Genomic DNA, 18,000 nt, shown 5'->3' with positions numbered 1-18,000 from the left:
AAAGGGGGGAGAGAGTTGCCGCACATTTTAATTTTGAACGGACCGAATTTAAACCGGCTTGGGAAGCGCGAACCTGAAATATACGGAAGAGATACGCTGACCGATTTAGAGCAGAAGCTCTTTCAATTTGCCGAAGGCGTTCAGGCTGAGCTGACGTTTTTCCAGTCAAACCATGAAGGGGATATCATCGACGCTCTTCATGAGTCTGAGGATCAATATGACGGCGTCGTCTTAAATCCGGGCGCTTTTTCGCATTACAGCTATGCCATTCGCGATGCAGTGGCCGCCATCAGCATACCGGTGATCGAAGTTCACATTTCCAATCCCGATGCGAGGGAAGAATTTCGGCGGCAATCGGTGATTGCACCCGTGGCTCAGGGCCGGATTACCGGACTCGGTTTTGAAGGCTACAAGCTTGCCGTCTGTTATTTTTTGAACAACAAATAACAAAAGGGGGACGTTGAACAATGAAACTGAAAAAACTGAGAGAGCTTTTTGGCGGTCTTGGAATCGAAGGGCTCCTGGTAACGAGCAGCGTCAACTTGAGATACATAACCGGATTTACCGGCTCTGCGGGCCTTGCGGTCATTTCAGAGGACAAAGCGGTCTTCATTACGGATTTCCGGTATACGGAGCAGGCCAAACAGCAAATCAAGGGATTTGAGATCGTTGAGCATACCGGCTCAATCATCAAAAAAGCGGCTGATGCGATCAAGGAAATGGGACTAAATAAAATCGGTTTTGAGCAGGATAAGATGACATACGGAACGTATGCCGCATACAAGGATCTTCTCGGCCCGGCGGAGCTTGTTCCGGTTTCCGAGTCGGTTGAAAAGTTGCGCTTGATTAAGTCAAGTGAAGAGATTAAGATATTAAAGGAAGCTGCAAAGATTGCAGATGATGCATTCAGCCATATTCTGACGGTGATTAAGCCCGGCATGACAGAGATTTCAATCGCCAATGAACTGGAGTTTTACATGCGGAGCCAGGGAGCGGATCATTCTTCATTCGATATGATCGTCGCCTCTGGAGTCCGCTCAAGCCTGCCGCACGGAGTGGCTAGCGATAAAACCGTCGAGAAAGGCGATTTCGTCACATTGGATTTCGGGGCCTATTATAAAGGATACTGCTCGGACATTACGCGCACGATCGCCGTGGGAGAACCGAGTGATGAGCTGAAAGGCATTTATCAAACCGTGTTTGAAGCGCAGGCGTTCGGCATGCAGAATATCAGGCCGGGAATCACCGGCAAACAGGCTGACGCCTATACGAGGGACCATATTGCTTCCAAAGGCTACGGCGATTATTTCGGCCATTCTACTGGCCACGGCCTCGGCATGGAAGTCCATGAGGGCCCCGCGCTTTCAGTCCGTTCTGACCAGCTTCTTGAAAAAGGGATGGTCGTAACGGTCGAACCGGGAATTTACATACCGGGCAAGGGCGGAGTCAGAATAGAGGACGATATTGTCCTTACTGAGGGAGGGAACGAATCTCTCACCCATTCCGCAAAAGATTTAATTATTTTATAATCCGTTTGATTGGAGCTATAGGAGGATAAGCATGATTTCAGTAAACGATTTTCGCACAGGTTTAACGATTGAAGTGGACGGAGGCATTTGGCGCGTTGTTGATTTCCAGCACGTCAAACCGGGTAAGGGTGCGGCATTTGTCCGCTCAAAACTGAGAAATCTCCGCACAGGCGCGATTCAGGAAAAAACATTCCGCGCAGGCGAAAAAGTAGCCCGCGCCCAAATCGAGACAAAAACGATGCAGTATCTGTACGCCAACGGCGATCAGCATGTATTTATGGACACGAGCTCATACGAGCAGCTTGAGCTGAGCTCTTCGCAAATCGAGCACGAGCTTAAATTCCTGCTTGAAAACATGTCCGTTCACATCATGATGTATCAATCAGAAACGCTCGGTATCGAACTTCCGAACACGGTCGAGCTGAAGGTTGTTGAAACAGAACCGGGCATCAAAGGCGATACAGCATCAGGCGGAACAAAACCAGCAAAAACAGAAACAGGTTTAGTTGTCAACGTTCCATTCTTCGTGAACGAAGGCGATACACTCGTTGTCAATACTTCTGACGGTTCTTACGTTTCCAGAGCGTAGGTCATGCGAACAGGAGCCGGCTTCATATGAAGCCGGCTCTTTTTTTGTTTTGCAAGTTTCAAATAGAAAATCAGAAGACTACTTTTTCAAGAGAGAGCATAGATTGTAAAAAAGCCGGAAAGCGTTAATGGAGGTTTATGATATGAAGTTTTTCTTTGGACAAGTCAATCCGACTGTTTTGACAATGGCGGCTTTAAGAGTTGTTTCCTCTTTGATCGAGCTGACGGCGGCGGTCGTGATGCTTCTTTTGAACGATGTCCGCAAGGCGGTTGTCGTAAACAGCGTGCTTGCTATGGTTGGACCGCTTATTTTTATTATCACGATGACGATCGGAATATATCAGATCGCGGGACAGCTCTCCTATGCGAAGCTCATCCTTATCTTCATGGGCGTCGTTTTCATTATTGCAGGAATCTATAAATAACGAAGTAGGCTCTCTTGTCATAAAGTCTTCCTTTAAACATACATTTTTATAGAAGACAAGCTAAAAGAGGAGGGAGCGTTTTTGCAGCACATCACAGAGATTCTCCCTGACACGATTAAACGGGCGCTTGCCGGGCTTACTGAACACGGCATGAACCAGATCGAAGAAATTCGGATCAGGACAAGTCGTCCGCTCGAATTGGTTCAAAAAGGCCAGCCGCTTTTTTTGGATTATGCGGCAACACCGGAGGATGCGGCGATATTTTTGAACAGGCTCGGCAATTACAGCATGTATACGCTCGAAGAGGAACTGAAAAAAGGGTATATCACGATAAAGGGCGGCCACCGCGTCGGCCTTGCCGGCCGGGTCGTCATCGAAAACGGGGCGGTCAAGGGAATCAGGGACATTTCCTCTTTCAACATCCGCATTGCCAAAGAAAAGATCGGCATATCACAGCCATATGTGCCGTATCTCTTTAAAAACGCCTGGCTGAACACATTGATCATCGGTCCTCCGCAAACAGGCAAGACGACTTTGCTCAGGGATCTTGGCAGGCTGATCAGCACGGGAAGCGGCAACATTCCCGCGAAAAAGGTCGCCATTGTTGACGAAAGGTCTGAGATTGCCGGATGTGTAAACGGCATCCCGCAGTACAAGTTCGGGAAGCGCATCGATATTCTCGACGCCTGCCCGAAGGCGGAAGGGATGATGATGATGATCAGGTCGATGAGCCCGGAGGTGGTAATCGCCGATGAGATTGGCAGAACAGAAGACGCAGAAGCCCTGTTAGAAGCGGTGCATGCAGGGGTGTCGGTTATTGTGTCAGCCCACGGATTTTCCTTTAGAGACGTCATGAAGCGGCCTTCCTTGAAGGGGCTTCGGGAATACGGCGTTTTTCAGCGAATCGTTGAGCTGTCGCGGAAAAACGGACCGGGCACGATAAGCCGGATCTGCGGCGCTGACGGGGAGCCGCTCACAGCGGCTGAGAAGGTGTTATCATGCTGAAGCTTTTCGGGGCTGTGCTGATTTTGGCGGCTGCCACTTGGACAGGTTTTGAAATGGCAAAACCCTTCAGCGAAAGGCCGAAGCAAATTCGGCAGCTTTTGGCGGCTCTGCAGTCGCTGGAGGCTGAAATTATGTATGGGCATACCCCGCTCCGCCTGGCGTCAAAACATATTGCCGAACAGCTTTCTGAACCCGTTTCGTCCCTGTTTGAGACGTTCTCGCATAAGCTTGGAGAAGGCACCGCTTCAGCCGGAGCAGCCTGGGAGGACAGCCTGAGGAAAGTGTGGCCCGAAACGGCTCTCAAAACAAAGGAATTTGATATTTTGAGGCAATTTGGAGAAACGCTCGGCAGGCATGACCTCGTTTCACAGCAGAAGCATATCAAGCTGGCGCTGACCCATTTGGAAACAGAGGAAGCTGAAGCGAACCTCGCCCAGGCGAAAAACGAAAAAATGGTGAAAAGCCTTGGATTTTTGGCGGGACTGTTACTGGTTCTTCTATTGATGTAATGAAGAGGGGAGCGCAAACGAAATGGGAGTAGACGTAAATATTATTTTTCAAATCGCCGGCGTCGGAATCGTCGTCGCTTTTCTTCACACCATACTTGATCAAATGGGAAAGAAAGAATATGCCCAATGGGTCACGCTTTTAGGATTTATTTATATTTTATTCATGGTTGCGACTGTCGTCGATGATCTCTTCCAAAAGATAAAAGCTGTCTTTCTATTCCAGGGATAGGGGGGGCTTACTCATTGAAATCGTTCAAATCGTAGGATTAGGAATGATTGCAACCTTCCTCAGCTTGATTGTCAAAGAGCAAAAGCCGACATTTGCATTTTTGATTATCGTATTTACCGGCTGCACGATTTTTTTATTCCTGGTCGACCAGGTGTACGAAATCATCCGTATGATCGAAAAGATCGCCGTTAATGCAAACATCAACATGATGTACGTCGAAACGATTTTAAAAATCATCGGGATCGCATATATTGCGGAGTTTGGTGCACAGCTGACAAAGGATGCCGGACAGGGGGCGATTGCCTCGAAAATCGAGCTGGCAGGCAAAATCCTCATTTTAGTCATGGCCGTTCCGATTTTAACCGTCATAATCGAGACCATCATCGGGCTGATCCCTTCCATGTCTTAGTCAGAAAGGAGGATTTTTGGTGTGAAGCGTTTACTGTTTTGGCTCTTGGTCATCGGCTTCGTTTTCGCGGGGGCTCGGGAGGTACAAGCCTCTGAAAAAGAAGGGGAAGCAGGTGCTGCTGCAACATCGGCGGAAGAGATGGCCGATCAGCAGGCCGAATCGCTGGAGATCGACAAGGTCGGCGAGTTTTGGAACAACATTATGACGGAATACGGAGGCCATCTTCCGGAGAGCCAAAAAGGCAGCTTATTGGAGTTCATCAAGGGAGAGAAGCATTTTTCGCCGGAAGAGTGGGTCAAAGCGCTTTTTTCTTATTTGTTTCATGAAGTGCTGGCAAACGGGAAGCTTTTGGGAACCCTGATCCTTTTGACGATATTCTGCGTCCTGCTCCAGCTTTTGCAAAATGCGTTCCAGCAAAGCACCGTCAGCAAAGTGGCCTATGCGATCGTTTACATGGTGCTGATCATCCTCGCGCTGAACAGCTTTCGGGTCGCCGTCACCTACGCGAATGAAGCGATCCAGTCGATGACAAGCTTCATCCTGTCGCTCGTCCCCCTGCTCCTCGCGCTGATGGCGACCTCGGGAGGAGCCGTTTCAGCCGCTTTCTTTCATCCTGTGATTCTCTTCTTAATGAACACGAGCGGCCTGTTTATCCAGTATATCGTGATGCCGCTTTTATTTTTATCCGCGATTTTAAGCATCGTCAGCACGATGACCGAACAGTACAAAGTCACGCAGCTTTCCCAGCTCCTGCGCAATGCCGCGATTGGAACGCTGGCCGCATTTTTAACCGTATTTCTCGGCGTCATTTCGGTTCAGGGCGCATCAGCCGCAGTCACCGACGGCATTACGTTAAGGACGGCCAAATTCATCACGGGCAATTTCATTCCCGTATTAGGCCGAATGTTTACGGAGGCAACGGACACGGTGATCAGCGCTTCCCTCCTGCTCAAAAACACCGTCGGGATTCTCGGAGTGGCCATCCTGATTTGCATCGCCGCATTCCCGGCTGTCAAAATCCTCACCCTTGCGCTGATTTACAAAATTGCCGCCGCTGTTTTGCAGCCTTTGGGAGGCGGCCCTGTCATCAGCTGTCTTGATGTAATCAGCAAAAGCGTCATCTATATTTTCGCTGCGATGGCGATCGTCTCGCTCATGTTTTTTTTAAGCTTAACCGTCATTATTACAGCGGGGAACCTGACCATGATGATGAAGTAGGGAGGGTCTGACGTGGCTTTTTTGACAGAGTGGCTGACAAACATCATTTTGTTTATTCTGCTTGCGATCATCATCGATATGCTTTTGCCGAACTCGAGCATGCAGAAGTACGCAAAAATGGTGATCAGCCTTCTATTGATCGTTGTCATACTGAATCCGATTTTTACGCTGTTCCGCGCCGATCCGGATGCAATCATCGAGCAGCTGACCAAAAACGGACAAGTCCGGCCAGAAGAAATAAAAAATCAGCTGAATTCAGAAAAAAAAGAAATACAAGCTTCACAACAAGCATATATTTTAGAACAGATGGCTGCTCAATTAAAAAAGAGTGCAGAGGAGAGGTTGAGTCATGACAATTACAAGATAGCTCAAGTGGAAATATCTTCCACGGGCAGCCTGCAATCCGAAAAGGATGTCGCCCGGCATATCGAAGCGTCCGTTTATTTGGAAACAGCTTCCGAAAAAACGGTCCAAGCCGTCAAACCTGTCGACATCAATACAGGGGAAGCCTATCAGACAAAACGAACAAGAGACCATCAGGAAGCCGAGAAAATCAAAGAACAGCTGGCAGGCATATGGGACATGAACCCCGACAAGATCACAGTCCATATCGAAGGGGGAGAACAAAGCGGCAATGAATAAAAGAAGCTGGATCGGGAAGCTGATCGGTCATTTGGTCCCGAAAGAAGGGAAAGAAGGAAAAGCGAAGCTGACGAAATACCACTACTTTCTGCTTTTGTTCGTTCTCGGCGTTTCTTTCATGCTGGTAAGCCAGATCTTTTCTTCCGAACCGACGCAGCAGAAGGCGGAAGTTCCTGCATCATCTGAGAAATCGACATCCGAAAAAAACCAGGAACAAAGCCGTGATAAGGAAGTGTTTAAGCCTGCCGGGAGCGACAAACCAAAGGATTCGATCCAAGACTATGAAAGGGATTACGAAAACCAGCTCAAGGAGATTTTGGAAACGATCATCGGCGTTGAGAATGTATCGATCGTCGTCAACGTTGATGCGACTTCCCTGAAGGTGTTTGAAAAAAATCAGAAAACGCAAGAGACATCAACTGATGAAACGGACAAACAGGGCGGAAAACGGACCGTCACCGAAACATCTTCCGATGAAGAAATTGTGATGATCAAGCACGGCGAGGAAGAAACGCCGGTCGTCGTCCAGACGAAAAAGCCCGAGATCAGAGGCGTTCTCGTTGTCGCTCAGGGAGTCGACAACGTTCAAATAAAACAAACCATCATTGAAGCAGTGACAAGGGTTCTTGACGTTCCGAGCCACCGCGTCGCTGTTGCCCCTAAAAAAATGAAGGAGGATTCATAAATGATGCTGAAAAAACAAACGGTCTGGCTTTTAACCATGTTAAGTCTTGTCGTTGTGCTGAGTGTCTACTATATCATGTCGCCTGAAGGAGAAAATGCCGTGTCCGTAAATGACGAAGGACAAGTCGCTGCTGAAAAAGAACAGCCGGTGAAGGAACAGCCGATGAAAGAGGAGCCTTCAAAAGAAAAAAACACGGAATCTGAAAAAGGCAAAACCGATGGAAAGGAAAGGGAAGATAAAGAAACGTCCGCCAGCGAGCAAAGCGCTGAAAAAGGTGAGGTTGTAACAGAGGAAACGTCTGAGGGAGACGACTTTACGACATACCGGATGGAAATGGACGATCAGCGCAGCAAAATGAGGGAAGAATTAAACGAGATCGTTATGAGCGACAAGGCGACCGCAAAAGAAAAAAGCGAAGCCTATGATAAGATGACAGAGCTGAGCGATGCGGAAGGAACGGAAAAAACGCTTGAAACGCTGATTAAAACAAAAGGGTACAAAGATGCATTAGTCAATGCTGAAGGAGATAAAGTCAATATCACGGTTAAATCAAAAGACCATTCAAAAGCCGCTGCAATCGATATCATCGACCTCGTCGGAAAAGAAGTGAAAAACTTAAACGATGTGGCCGTTACATTTGAGCCTTCCGAATAAAACGTTTCCCGCTTGGAATAAAGCGGGATTTTTTCGTTACTGAAGAAGCTGTCAGGTTCAGCGGCTTTATGATAGGAGTTGAATTCGGCACCCCTCTCCTGTAAGATGATATATAGTATGTACTTTTAGTACTAACTGATAATCATGAGAAATCTATTCATTAGGGGTGCGATAGCATGTTAAATATTGATGAAATCAGACAGCTTATAAAACTAATTGATGAATCTTCGATAAATGAATTTACATACGAAAACGAAGGATCTAAGGTCGAGCTTAAGAAGAATGCCGGCGGCTCCGTGCAGATGGTTCAGCAGGTTCCGGCCGCGCCTGTTCAAGCTCCGGCCGCTCAAGCCGCGCAGCAGCAGCAGGCTCCTGTTCAGGAGGCGCCGGCAAAGGAAGAGAAAGATAACGGCAACCTGCATAAAATCACGTCTCCGATGGTCGGAACGTTTTATGCATCGTCTTCGCCTGAAGCTGATCCATATGTAACCGTTGGATCAAAAGTTACAGAATCGTCCGTCGTCTGCATCGTCGAAGCGATGAAGCTCTTCAATGAAATCGAAGCCGAAGTGAAAGGCGAAATCGTTGAAGTTTTAGTAGAAAACGGACAGCTTGTTGAATACGGACAACCTCTATTTTTAGTAAAAGCAGAGTAAGGAGCAGTAAGATGATTAAAAAGCTATTAATTGCGAACCGGGGAGAAATTGCCGTCAGAATTATCAGAGCTTGTAAGGAAATGGGGATCGAAACGGTGGCCGTCTATTCGGAAGCAGATAGAGAGGCGCTCCATGTTCAGATGGCAGACGAAGCATTCTGCATCGGGCCGAAGCTTTCAAAAGACAGCTACTTGAACATCACCAACATCGTCACCGTCGCCAAGATGACCGGCGCGGACGCGATTCATCCGGGTTACGGCTTTCTTGCGGAAAATGCGGATTTTGCCGAGCTTTGCCAAGAGGTAAACGTAACCTTCGTCGGACCGACAGCAGATGCCATTTCTAAGATGGGGACGAAAGACGTCGCGCGGGAAACGATGCAGAAGGCAGGCGTTCCGATCGTGCCGGGATCACAAGGAATTATCGAAAATGTCGAAGATGCGGTTTCATTGGCGCGTGATATCGGGTATCCTGTGATTATCAAGGCAACCGCAGGCGGAGGCGGAAAAGGAATCCGCGTCGCCCGCACGGAAGAAGAATTGATCAACGGCATTAAGATCACCCAGCAGGAAGCGGCCACAGCATTCGGAAATCCAGGCGTGTATATTGAAAAGTACATCGAAGATTTCAGACACGTGGAAATTCAAGTGCTTGCCGACACGCACGGAAACACGATTCATCTGGGTGAGCGCGACTGCTCGATCCAAAGAAGGCTGCAAAAGCTTCTTGAAGAAACGCCTTCACCTGCTCTGGATGAATCTGTCAGGGAGCGGATGGGCCAAGCAGCTGTAAAAGCGGCTGAAGCGGTTCAATATACGGGCGCAGGAACGGTTGAGTTCATTTACGATTACCGCGAACAGAAATTTTACTTCATGGAAATGAACACGCGGATTCAGGTTGAACATCCCGTGACGGAAATGGTGACAGGCGTCGATTTGATTAAAGAACAGATCAAAGTGGCTTCAGGCGAGAAATTGAGCCTTACACAGGAAGAGGTCACATTTGACGGATGGGCGATCGAATGCCGGATTAACGCCGAAAATCCTGAGAAAAACTTCATGCCGTCACCTGGGAAAATCGAAATGTATCTTCCTCCGGGCGGCCTTGGCGTCAGAGTCGAATCGGCCGTATACCCCGGATACTCGATTCCGCCGTATTATGACAGCATGATCGCCAAAGTGATCACCTACGGAAAGACGAGGGATGAAGCTGTTTCAAGAATGAAGCGGGCCTTGAGCGAATTCGTGATCGAAGGCATTCACACGACAATCCCGTTCCATTTAAAATTATTGGATCATGAAACATTTGTAAGCGGAGAATTCAACACGAAGTTTTTAGAAATATATGATGTCATGGGATCGTAATTATTACGGAGGTGAATCTGTTGAAAGACGATAACAGCTTATTGGACATGAGCCAGGAAGAAAACCATTTGGGGAGAGTGGAAATCGCTCCCGAAGTCATTGAGGTGATCGCCGGAATCGCAGCTTCCGAAGTCGAAGGCGTTGCCGAAATGCGCGGCAATTTTGCAACGGGCGTTGTGGAGCGCTTCGGCAAAAAGAACCACGGCAAAGGCGTTAAAGTCGATCTGTCTGATGACGGGATTACGATTGATGTATTCTGCGTCATGTTATTCGGCGTGTCGATTCCGAAGGTCGCAAATGCTGTCCAGGACAACATCCGCCAGACGCTCCTCAATATGACAGCTCTTTCGATTAATGAAATTAATATTCACATCGTTGGAATTCAATTTGATTCAAAAACGCATGAAGTTGAAATTGATCAAGAGATGTAGCGCGGTTGAATGGAAGAACCAAGGGGACCCGGCGGCCCTTTGGTTTTTTCGTGTCCAGCCTTTAAAAAACAAGCATCATTCTGACCATTGCGATGAAAAATAAAAAGGATCCAAGAGAAAGCGCACAGAAAACGAATGATTTCCGGAGGATTTCATTTATTATTCGGTTATAACCGATAAAACCACGATTTTTGCATGCGGAAAGACTAAAAATATGATATGATCTCTTTGTGGCTTAACCGGTTAGCAGCAAAGAGGGTTAAAGGAGAAAAAGAAAGAATGAAAAGAAGAACAGCAAGAGAAAAGGCTTTGCAGTCATTGTTCCAAATTGACGTCAGCGATATTGAACCAAAAGAAGCGATGGCCCATGCCCTGGACGGCCTGGAAAGCGACGCTTTTTTCGAACAGCTTGTCTACGGGGTCTTAGAGAATAAGGAAAAAATCGATGAGATGATCACGCGTCATCTCGTCAATTGGAAGCTTGACAGACTGGCAAATGTCGACCGCGCCATTTTGCGTTTATCAGCATATGAAATGGCGTTTGTAGACGATATACCGGCCAGCGTCTCTATGAATGAAGCGATTGAGCTGGCAAAGCAATTTGGGGATGACAAGTCGGCGAAGTTTATAAACGGTGTTCTTTCTAACATTAAGTCCGATCTTGAATAATTTAGGAGGAGAGCAAATGACAGCAACCATCATCGACGGGAAAGAAACAGCAAAAGAAAAGCGAGGGCAGCTGGCCAAGGAAGTTGAAGAACTGAAAAAACAAGGAGTTACCCCGGGGCTGGCCGTTATTTTAATCGGCGATGATCCGGCGTCTCTTTCGTATGTGCGCGGCAAGAAAAAAGCGGCTGAGGCTATGGGGATTCGTTTTCAATTGGATCATTTCGACTCAAGCTTCACCGAACAGCAGCTGCTCGAGGTGATCGATCAATACAACAATAATGACGACTTTCACGGAATTCTTGTCCAGCTGCCTCTTCCGGAGCATATTTCCGAACAAGCGGTGATCGAAAAAATTTCCCCTGATAAAGATGTCGACGGGTTTCATCCGTTGAACGTCGGGAAAATGCTGCTCGGCGAGGATATATTTCTGCCTTGCACACCTGCGGGCATCGTCGAGCTATTGAAAAAAACCGGCGTCGATTTGTCAGGAAAAGAGGTTGTTGTCGTCGGCAGAAGCAATATTGTCGGAAAGCCTGTAGGGCAGCTTCTTCTGAACGAAAACGCAACCGTCACATATTGCCATTCAAGAACGGCCGATATTACGGCGCATACGAAAAAAGCCGATGTTCTCATCGTAGCGGTAGGGAAAGCTAATTTTATCAAAGCGGATCAAATTAAAGAGGGAGCCGTCGTTATCGATGTCGGCGTCAACCGCCTTGAAAACGGAAAACTTGTTGGGGACGTGGCGTTCGACGAGGCGAAAGAGAAAGCTTCCTACATCACGCCTGTGCCGGGCGGGGTCGGTCCGATGACCATCACCATGCTTGCCCATAATACGGTTAAATCAGCGAAACGTTCGTTGTAACGGACAGCCGTTCATCCGTCAGAAACCCTGGCGGATGAACGTTTTATGATGCCGGCAGGAAAGGAGGCTCTCGCCATGAGTGAAGTAGCATTTGTCACGGTTACGGCATTGACAAAATATATTAAACGCAAATTTGACGTCGATCCCCATCTCGATGACCTTTGGATCAAGGGGGAGCTGTCAAATGTGAAAATACATAGCAGGGGCCATATTTATTTTACGCTGAAAGATGACAACGCCCGCATTCAGGCCGTCATGTTCGCCAGACAAAACAAAAGCCTCGGCTTTACTCCCGAAAACGGAATGAAGGTGCTGGTAAGAGGCGGCATTACGGTTTATGAACCGAGCGGCAATTATCAGCTTTACGCTAAAGAAATGCAGCCCGACGGAATCGGGGCGCTTCATTTGGCATATGAAGAACTAAAGAAAAAGCTGTCGCAAGAAGGGCTGTTCGACGAAGCGCACAAAAAGCCCATCCCCGCTTTTCCGTCAGTCATCGGTGTAGTCACTTCCCCTACAGGAGCGGCTGTACGGGACGTCATCACCACTATTAAAAGAAGATATCCTCTCGTAAAAGTGATTGTCCTCCCAACCCTTGTTCAGGGAACAAACGCGAGTGAATCCATCGTCAGAAACATCGAAGAGGCCAACCGCAGACAGCTGTGCGATGTGCTGATCGTCGGGCGCGGAGGGGGATCGATAGAAGAGCTGTGGGCTTTTAATGAAGAAATCGTCGCAAGGGCGATTTTTGGCTCCGACATCCCGATTATATCAGCCGTCGGACATGAAACCGACTTTACGATCAGCGATTTTACGGCCGATCTGCGCGCGGCAACCCCGACGGGAGCCGCCGAGCTTGCCGTCCCGAATATGATTGATCTGATGGAGCGCCTGAAAACGCTCGATGTCCGAATGACAAAAGCGATGCAGCAGGATTTGCGAAAGCGGCAGGAGCATATGAATTACCTTCAATCCTCATATGCTTTCCGTTATCCGAAAAGGCTGTACGCCCAAAAGGAACAGGAGTTTGATCTTATATTCGACCGCTTTCAAAAGCAGATTGTCCTGACCTTGGACCGGAAAAAGCAGAAGCTGAGCGAGCAGACGTACAAATTGCAGATGCGCCATCCGGAAGAACAGCTCAGGCAGGCGAGAAGACGGCACGGGGAACAGACAGAACGGCTGAAGCGGAATATGAGCGTGCAGCTCAAGCAGATTCATTCGCAGTTTCAGACGGTTCTTGGTAAACTGAATGCATTGAGCCCTCTTCAAGTCATGGAAAGAGGGTACAGTCTGACATATAAAGAAGACGAATTGATCAAAAGTATCGAACAGGTGCAGGAAAAAGACGAGATCCAAGTCAAATTAAAAGACGGGACGCTGGCCTGTGAAGTACGTCAGAAGAGAGGCGAAACAAATGGCTGAAGAAAAGAAAAAAAATCAGGAAGAAATAACGTTTGAAGAGGCCATGAAAGGTCTTGAACAAATCGTATCAAAACTGGAGGAAGGGGACGTGCCTTTGGAAAAAGCGATCGATTATTTCCAGGAAGGCATGCTTCTTTCGAAGATGTGTCACGAAAAGCTGCAACATGTAGAGAAGCAGATGGACTACATTTTGCGGGAAAATGGGGAATTGGCTCCTTTCAGCGTTCGGGAGGAGGAAAAAGGTGACCAGTAAGCTAGAAGGATTTTTAAAAACGAGAAAAGCGTTAATCGAACAGCGTCTTCCTTTATATATTCAAGAGCTGCAAGCGCCGGCAACCCTTAAACAATCCATGCTTTATTCCCTGGAAGCTGGAGGAAAAAGGCTCAGGCCGATTTTGGTGCTTGCTCTTCTTCATGCATACGGAAAGCATGAAGAGGACGGTATACCGGTCGGCTGTGCGGTTGAAATGATCCATACGTATTCGCTGATCCACGATGACCTTCCTTGCATGGATGACGATGATTTAAGAAGGGGAAAACCGACAAACCATAAAATATACGGCGAAGCGACGGCCGTGCTCGCAGGCGACGCTCTGCTGACGGAAAGCTTTAAAATGATTACCACACACGTCTCTTTTAACGTCCCGGCTGAAAAGCGGCTCAGAATTGTGAATGAGCTCGTCTCCGCCGCGGGAGCGGAAGGCATGGTCGGCGGCCAAATTTTGGATATGGAAGCGGAGTCAAAACCCGTGTCATTACAAGAGCTTCAATCGGTTCATGAAGGAAAAACGGCCAAACTTCTCAGCTTCAGCGTAATTGCCGGAGCGATTCTTGCGGACGCGCCGGAAGAAGAGATTGAAAAGCTTCGCGAATTCGGACATCATATCGGGATCGGCTTTCAAATCAGGGACGACATTTTGGATCTTGAAGGATCAGAGGATAAAATCGGCAAGCGGACCGGATCTGATACGACGAACGGAAAATCGACCTATCCGTCGCTTCTGTCAGTGGAAGGCGCCAAACAAAAGCTCAACGAGCATATCGAAAAAGCGAAGCGGCTGATCTCAGAGCTCTCGCTTGAAAAGGAGCTGCTGTATGAACTGTGCGATATGATCGCAGACCGTGACCACTGATGCCGCGGTTCCCATTTGAGTATAAAAGAGTGATTGTGATAAAATGTTAACAGTTGAACTTTAAAACGCCGCGCCGTTATCACGATGTGTTAGCGGCTGTTTTTTCAGACTGAAGCGTCCGCATATGCAAGTTTGCGCATAAGGGTGGGTTCATCATATAATAATTCAAGCTGATAAAAAGGGATGGTATCCTTTTTAAATAAACTGTAATCAATGAAGCAAGGCGCATACTTGCAGAAATCATCTGAAAGTGAGTTGATCCGATTGGATCTGTTATCTATAAAAGACCCTACGTTTTTAAAACATCTTTCCATTCAGGAACTGGAAAGCTTGAGCGCTGAGATTCGCCGATTTTTAATTGAAACGCTTTCTGAATCGGGAGGCCACATCGGTCCGAACCTTGGCGTTGTCGAACTTACGATCGCTCTTCATCGGGAATTTAACAGCCCGAAAGATAAATTTTTATGGGATGTCGGGCATCAATCTTATGTTCACAAGCTTTTGACCGGCCGCGGAAAGGAATTTGCGACATTGCGCCAGCATAAAGGCCTTTGCGGCTTTCCGAAGCGGAACGAGAGCGAACACGATGTCTGGGAAACAGGCCACAGCTCAACTTCTCTTTCCGGAGCGATGGGAATGGCGGTTGCCAGGGATTTAAAAGGTACGGACGAGTATATTATCCCGATCATCGGCGACGGGGCTCTTACTGGCGGAATGGCGCTTGAAGCGCTAAACCACATCGGACACGAACAAAAAGATATGATCGTCATTTTGAATGACAATGAGATGAGCATCGCCCCGAACGTCGGAGCGATTCATTCCATGCTCGGAAGGCTGCGCACGGCGGGAAAATACCAATGGGTGAAAGATGAGCTTGAATACTTGTTCAAGCGCATACCGGCCGTGGGCGGAAAGCTGGCCGCGACGGCTGAGCGCGTCAAAGACAGTCTGAAATACCTATTAGTGTCCGGGATGTTTTTTGAAGAGCTCGGTTTTACGTATCTGGGGCCTGTAGACGGCCATTCCTATGAAGAGTTGTTTGAAAATATGCAGTATGCGAAGAAAACGAAGGGGCCTGTACTCCTTCACGTCATTACGAAGAAAGGGAAGGGCTATAAGCCTGCCGAAGCGGACAAAACCGGGACATGGCACGGTACAGGCCCATATAAAATCGATACGGGAGACTTCGTCAAACCGAAGGCCGCCGCTCCGTCGTGGAGCGCTCTTGTCAGCGAAACGGTCCGGAAGCTTGCAAGGGAAGACGAACGAATCGTTGCCATCACCCCGGCCATGCCGGTCGGTTCCAAACTTGAAGGGTTCGCAAGCGAATTTCCCGACAGAATGTTTGACGTCGGGATAGCCGAACAGCATGCCGCAACGATGGCGGCCGGCCTTGCAACACAGGATATGAAGCCGTTTCTCGCGATTTATTCGACATTTCTTCAGCGCGCCTATGACCAGGTTGTCCACGATATTTGCCGGCAAAACCTAAACGTGTTTATCGGCATTGACAGGGCGGGGCTCGTCGGCGCTGACGGCGAAACCCATCAAGGCGTATTTGATATCGCTTTTTTAAGGCATATTCCAAATCTTGTGCTGATGATGCCGAAAGACGAAAATGAAGGCCAGCACATGGTCAACACGGCGATCCGCTACGATGACGGACCCATCGCCATGCGCTTCCCGCGCGGAAACGGCCTCGGCGTTAAAATGGATAAAGAGCTGAAGACGATTCCGATCGGAACATGGGAAGTTCTGAGGCCCGGAACTGACGCGGTGATTTTAACGTTCGGCACGACCATTCAAATGGCGCTTGATGCAGCAGAAGACCTTCAAAAAGAAGGCCGCTCCGTCAGAGTGGTGAATGCCCGCTTTATCAAGCCGCTTGACGAAGCCATGCTCAAAGGCATCTTAAATGAAGGTCTTCCGATTTTAACGATCGAAGAAGCCGTTCTTCAGGGCGGATTCGGCAGCTCGATCCTTGAATTTGCCCATGACCATCAATCATACAGTCCGATGATTGACAGAATGGGGATACCTGACCGCTTCATCGAACACGGAAGCGTTGCAAAGCTTCTTGAAGAGATTGGCATGACAAAGGAAGATGTCATCAGACGAATCAGACTGTTGACACCCGTAAAGACACATAAAGGAATTGGATCATGACAGCAAAAAAAGAACGGCTCGACGTTTTACTTGTAGAAAGAGGGTTAATCGAAACCCGCGAAAAAGCGAAAAGGGCGATTATGGCCGGAATCGTCTATACGAATGAAAACAGGCTGGACAAACCGGGCGAAAAGGTTGACCGCACCATTCCGCTGACGATTAAAGGAAAGGCGTTGCAATACGTCAGCAGGGGCGGTTTAAAGCTCGAAAAAGCGCTGAAGGAATTTAACCTGTCCGTCAGCGGCAAAACGATGATTGACATCGGTTCATCAACCGGCGGTTTCACGGACTGCGCCCTGCAAAACGGCGCCGCATGCTCGTATGCCGTTGATGTTGGCTATAACCAGCTCGCATGGAAGTTGAGGCAGGATGAACGGGTCATCGTCATGGAACGCACCAATTTCAGGTATTGCACGCCTGCCGATTTCGCGGAAGGTCTGCCGGAATTTGCGACGATAGACGTTTCGTTCATTTCGCTGAAAATTATCTTGCCGGTTCTAAAGACGATTTTAGTTCCCGGAAGCGATTGCGTGGCGCTCGTCAAACCGCAATTCGAAGCAGGCCGCGAATCCGTGGGGAAAAAGGGGATTGTCCGTGACCCCCTCGTTCATAAGGCTGTGCTGAACGACATCAGCGGGTTTGCAGCGAAGGAAGGATATGACTGCAAAAATGCATCGTTTTCCCCGATTACCGGCGGTGACGGCAATATCGAATTTCTCCTTCATCTGCAGTGGGCCGGACAGGACGAGCCCGGTGCGGCGATTCCGGAGGGGATGGTCAATCAAATTGTCGAAGAAGCCCACAAGACATTAAAAGCGAAAAAGTCGGATGAAAAGGAATAATAGCGGGCTATTATTCCTTTTTGACTGTAATCGTGTACTTTTTCATTAAAATCAGATAACATATTTGTATAAACATACACAATACCTGTATAAACCGAGGTGCTATATGAACAAAGGTCAAAGGCATATTAAAATCAGGGAGATTATTACCGCACATGAAATCGAGACGCAGGACGAACTCGTCGATATTTTAAAGAAAGACGGCTATAATGTGACACAAGCTACCGTATCCCGCGATATTAAAGAGCTCCATTTGGTCAAGGTTCCGACAAACAATGGCACGTATAAATATAGTCTGCCTGCCGATCAGCGATTTAACCCCCTTTCCAAATTAAAAAGGGCATTGATGGATGCGTTTGTCAAAATCGATTCGGCAAGCCATATGATCGTCCTCAAGACAATGCCGGGCAACGCTCAGGCAATCGGCGCGCTGATGGACAACTTGGATTGGGAGGAAATCCTCGGGACGATCTGCGGGGACGATACCATTTTGATCATCTGCCGGACACCGAACGATACGGAGACCGTGCAGAAAAAAATATTGGAGCTTTTATAA

The 18,000-nt window shown here is 48.1% G+C and carries 23 protein-coding genes; all 23 read left to right on the top strand.

Going from position 1 to position 18,000, the window contains the following annotated elements; translation table 11 throughout:
* The first annotated feature begins 15 nt into the window (after nt 1-15).
* The 23 genes from aroQ to ahrC all read left to right on the top strand — a co-directional run bounded on the left by aroQ (nt 16) and on the right by ahrC (nt 18,000).
* Complete coding sequence (gene aroQ / locus AB447_RS04120) at nt 16-447, top strand: type II 3-dehydroquinate dehydratase (protein ID WP_048356118.1); 432 nt, start codon at nt 16-18, stop codon at nt 445-447.
* A 20-nt stretch (nt 448-467) separates the two neighbouring features.
* The gene (locus AB447_RS04115; protein ID WP_057957441.1) at nt 468-1,529 is read left to right on the top strand and encodes a M24 family metallopeptidase; all 1,062 of its coding nucleotides are present in this window, start codon (nt 468-470) and stop codon (nt 1,527-1,529) included.
* Between the two features lie 31 nt (nt 1,530-1,560).
* Nucleotides 1,561-2,118, top strand: a complete 558-nt coding sequence (gene efp, locus AB447_RS04110) for an elongation factor P (protein WP_048356117.1) — start codon at nt 1,561-1,563, stop codon at nt 2,116-2,118.
* Nucleotides 2,119-2,260: 142 nt separating this feature from the next.
* Nucleotides 2,261-2,542, top strand: coding sequence for a YqhV family protein (locus AB447_RS04105; RefSeq protein ID WP_048356116.1), 282 nt, complete (start codon nt 2,261-2,263; stop codon nt 2,540-2,542).
* An 81-nt stretch (nt 2,543-2,623) separates the two neighbouring features.
* Nucleotides 2,624-3,547: a stage III sporulation protein AA gene (gene spoIIIAA / locus AB447_RS04100; RefSeq protein WP_048356115.1), complete on the top strand. Its 924-nt coding sequence runs from the start codon at nt 2,624-2,626 to the stop codon at nt 3,545-3,547.
* Nucleotides 3,541-4,056, top strand: a complete 516-nt coding sequence (gene spoIIIAB / locus AB447_RS04095; RefSeq protein ID WP_046131887.1) for a stage III sporulation protein SpoIIIAB — start codon at nt 3,541-3,543, stop codon at nt 4,054-4,056. The genes spoIIIAA and spoIIIAB overlap by 7 nt, the downstream gene beginning before the upstream one ends.
* Before the next feature lie 22 nt (nt 4,057-4,078).
* Complete coding sequence (gene spoIIIAC / locus AB447_RS04090; RefSeq protein ID WP_003183409.1) at nt 4,079-4,285, top strand: stage III sporulation protein AC; 207 nt, start codon at nt 4,079-4,081, stop codon at nt 4,283-4,285.
* Between the two features lie 13 nt (nt 4,286-4,298).
* The gene (spoIIIAD, locus tag AB447_RS04085) at nt 4,299-4,694 is read left to right on the top strand and encodes a stage III sporulation protein AD (protein ID WP_269082048.1); all 396 of its coding nucleotides are present in this window, start codon (nt 4,299-4,301) and stop codon (nt 4,692-4,694) included.
* Between the two features lie 21 nt (nt 4,695-4,715).
* Nucleotides 4,716-5,912, top strand: a complete 1,197-nt coding sequence (gene spoIIIAE / locus AB447_RS04080) for a stage III sporulation protein AE (protein ID WP_048356114.1) — start codon at nt 4,716-4,718, stop codon at nt 5,910-5,912.
* A gap of 12 nt (nt 5,913-5,924) precedes the next feature.
* Entirely contained in the window at nt 5,925-6,554 is a 630-nt protein-coding gene (spoIIIAF, locus tag AB447_RS04075; RefSeq protein ID WP_048356113.1) for a stage III sporulation protein AF, read from the top strand.
* Nucleotides 6,547-7,239, top strand: a complete 693-nt coding sequence (gene spoIIIAG, locus AB447_RS04070; protein ID WP_048356112.1) for a stage III sporulation protein AG — start codon at nt 6,547-6,549, stop codon at nt 7,237-7,239. Before spoIIIAF ends, spoIIIAG begins: the two co-directional genes overlap by 8 nt.
* Before the next feature lie 3 nt (nt 7,240-7,242).
* Nucleotides 7,243-7,893, top strand: coding sequence for a SpoIIIAH-like family protein (locus AB447_RS04065; protein WP_057957471.1), 651 nt, complete (start codon nt 7,243-7,245; stop codon nt 7,891-7,893).
* A 176-nt stretch (nt 7,894-8,069) separates the two neighbouring features.
* On the top strand, nt 8,070-8,549 hold the full coding sequence (gene accB, locus AB447_RS04060) for an acetyl-CoA carboxylase biotin carboxyl carrier protein (RefSeq protein WP_048353330.1): 480 nt from the start codon (nt 8,070-8,072) through the stop codon (nt 8,547-8,549).
* Between the two features lie 11 nt (nt 8,550-8,560).
* A complete protein-coding gene (gene accC / locus AB447_RS04055) occupies nt 8,561-9,913 on the top strand; it encodes an acetyl-CoA carboxylase biotin carboxylase subunit (protein ID WP_048353331.1) in 1,353 nt (450 codons plus the stop codon).
* A 47-nt stretch (nt 9,914-9,960) separates the two neighbouring features.
* Nucleotides 9,961-10,344, top strand: coding sequence for an Asp23/Gls24 family envelope stress response protein (locus AB447_RS04050; RefSeq protein ID WP_048353348.1), 384 nt, complete (start codon nt 9,961-9,963; stop codon nt 10,342-10,344).
* Nucleotides 10,345-10,623: 279 nt separating this feature from the next.
* Nucleotides 10,624-11,013, top strand: coding sequence for a transcription antitermination factor NusB (gene nusB, locus AB447_RS04045; RefSeq protein ID WP_048353332.1), 390 nt, complete (start codon nt 10,624-10,626; stop codon nt 11,011-11,013).
* A 16-nt stretch (nt 11,014-11,029) separates the two neighbouring features.
* Nucleotides 11,030-11,878 carry a bifunctional methylenetetrahydrofolate dehydrogenase/methenyltetrahydrofolate cyclohydrolase FolD gene (gene folD / locus AB447_RS04040; RefSeq protein WP_048353333.1) on the top strand — a complete coding sequence of 283 codons (849 nt, stop codon included), beginning with the start codon at nt 11,030-11,032 and terminating at the stop codon, nt 11,876-11,878.
* Between the two features lie 75 nt (nt 11,879-11,953).
* A complete protein-coding gene (xseA, locus tag AB447_RS04035) occupies nt 11,954-13,303 on the top strand; it encodes an exodeoxyribonuclease VII large subunit (RefSeq protein ID WP_048353334.1) in 1,350 nt (449 codons plus the stop codon).
* Nucleotides 13,296-13,556, top strand: a complete 261-nt coding sequence (locus AB447_RS04030) for an exodeoxyribonuclease VII small subunit (RefSeq protein WP_048353335.1) — start codon at nt 13,296-13,298, stop codon at nt 13,554-13,556. The genes xseA and AB447_RS04030 overlap by 8 nt, the downstream gene beginning before the upstream one ends.
* The gene (locus AB447_RS04025) at nt 13,546-14,436 is read left to right on the top strand and encodes a polyprenyl synthetase family protein (RefSeq protein ID WP_048353336.1); all 891 of its coding nucleotides are present in this window, start codon (nt 13,546-13,548) and stop codon (nt 14,434-14,436) included. The genes AB447_RS04030 and AB447_RS04025 overlap by 11 nt, the downstream gene beginning before the upstream one ends.
* 264 nt (nt 14,437-14,700) lie before the next feature.
* Nucleotides 14,701-16,602 carry a 1-deoxy-D-xylulose-5-phosphate synthase gene (gene dxs / locus AB447_RS04020; RefSeq protein WP_048353349.1) on the top strand — a complete coding sequence of 634 codons (1,902 nt, stop codon included), beginning with the start codon at nt 14,701-14,703 and terminating at the stop codon, nt 16,600-16,602.
* Complete coding sequence (locus tag AB447_RS04015; protein WP_048353337.1) at nt 16,599-17,444, top strand: TlyA family RNA methyltransferase; 846 nt, start codon at nt 16,599-16,601, stop codon at nt 17,442-17,444. The genes dxs and AB447_RS04015 overlap by 4 nt, the downstream gene beginning before the upstream one ends.
* 106 nt (nt 17,445-17,550) lie before the next feature.
* Entirely contained in the window at nt 17,551-18,000 is a 450-nt protein-coding gene (ahrC, locus tag AB447_RS04010) for a transcriptional regulator AhrC/ArgR (protein ID WP_046131874.1), read from the top strand.

The organism is Bacillus glycinifermentans, assembly GCF_001042475.2.
GTDB classification, from domain to species: Bacteria; Bacillota; Bacilli; order Bacillales; family Bacillaceae; genus Bacillus; species Bacillus glycinifermentans.
Note: the sequence above shows the minus strand (reverse complement) of the source record. Positions and strands in the feature narration are given on the sequence as shown.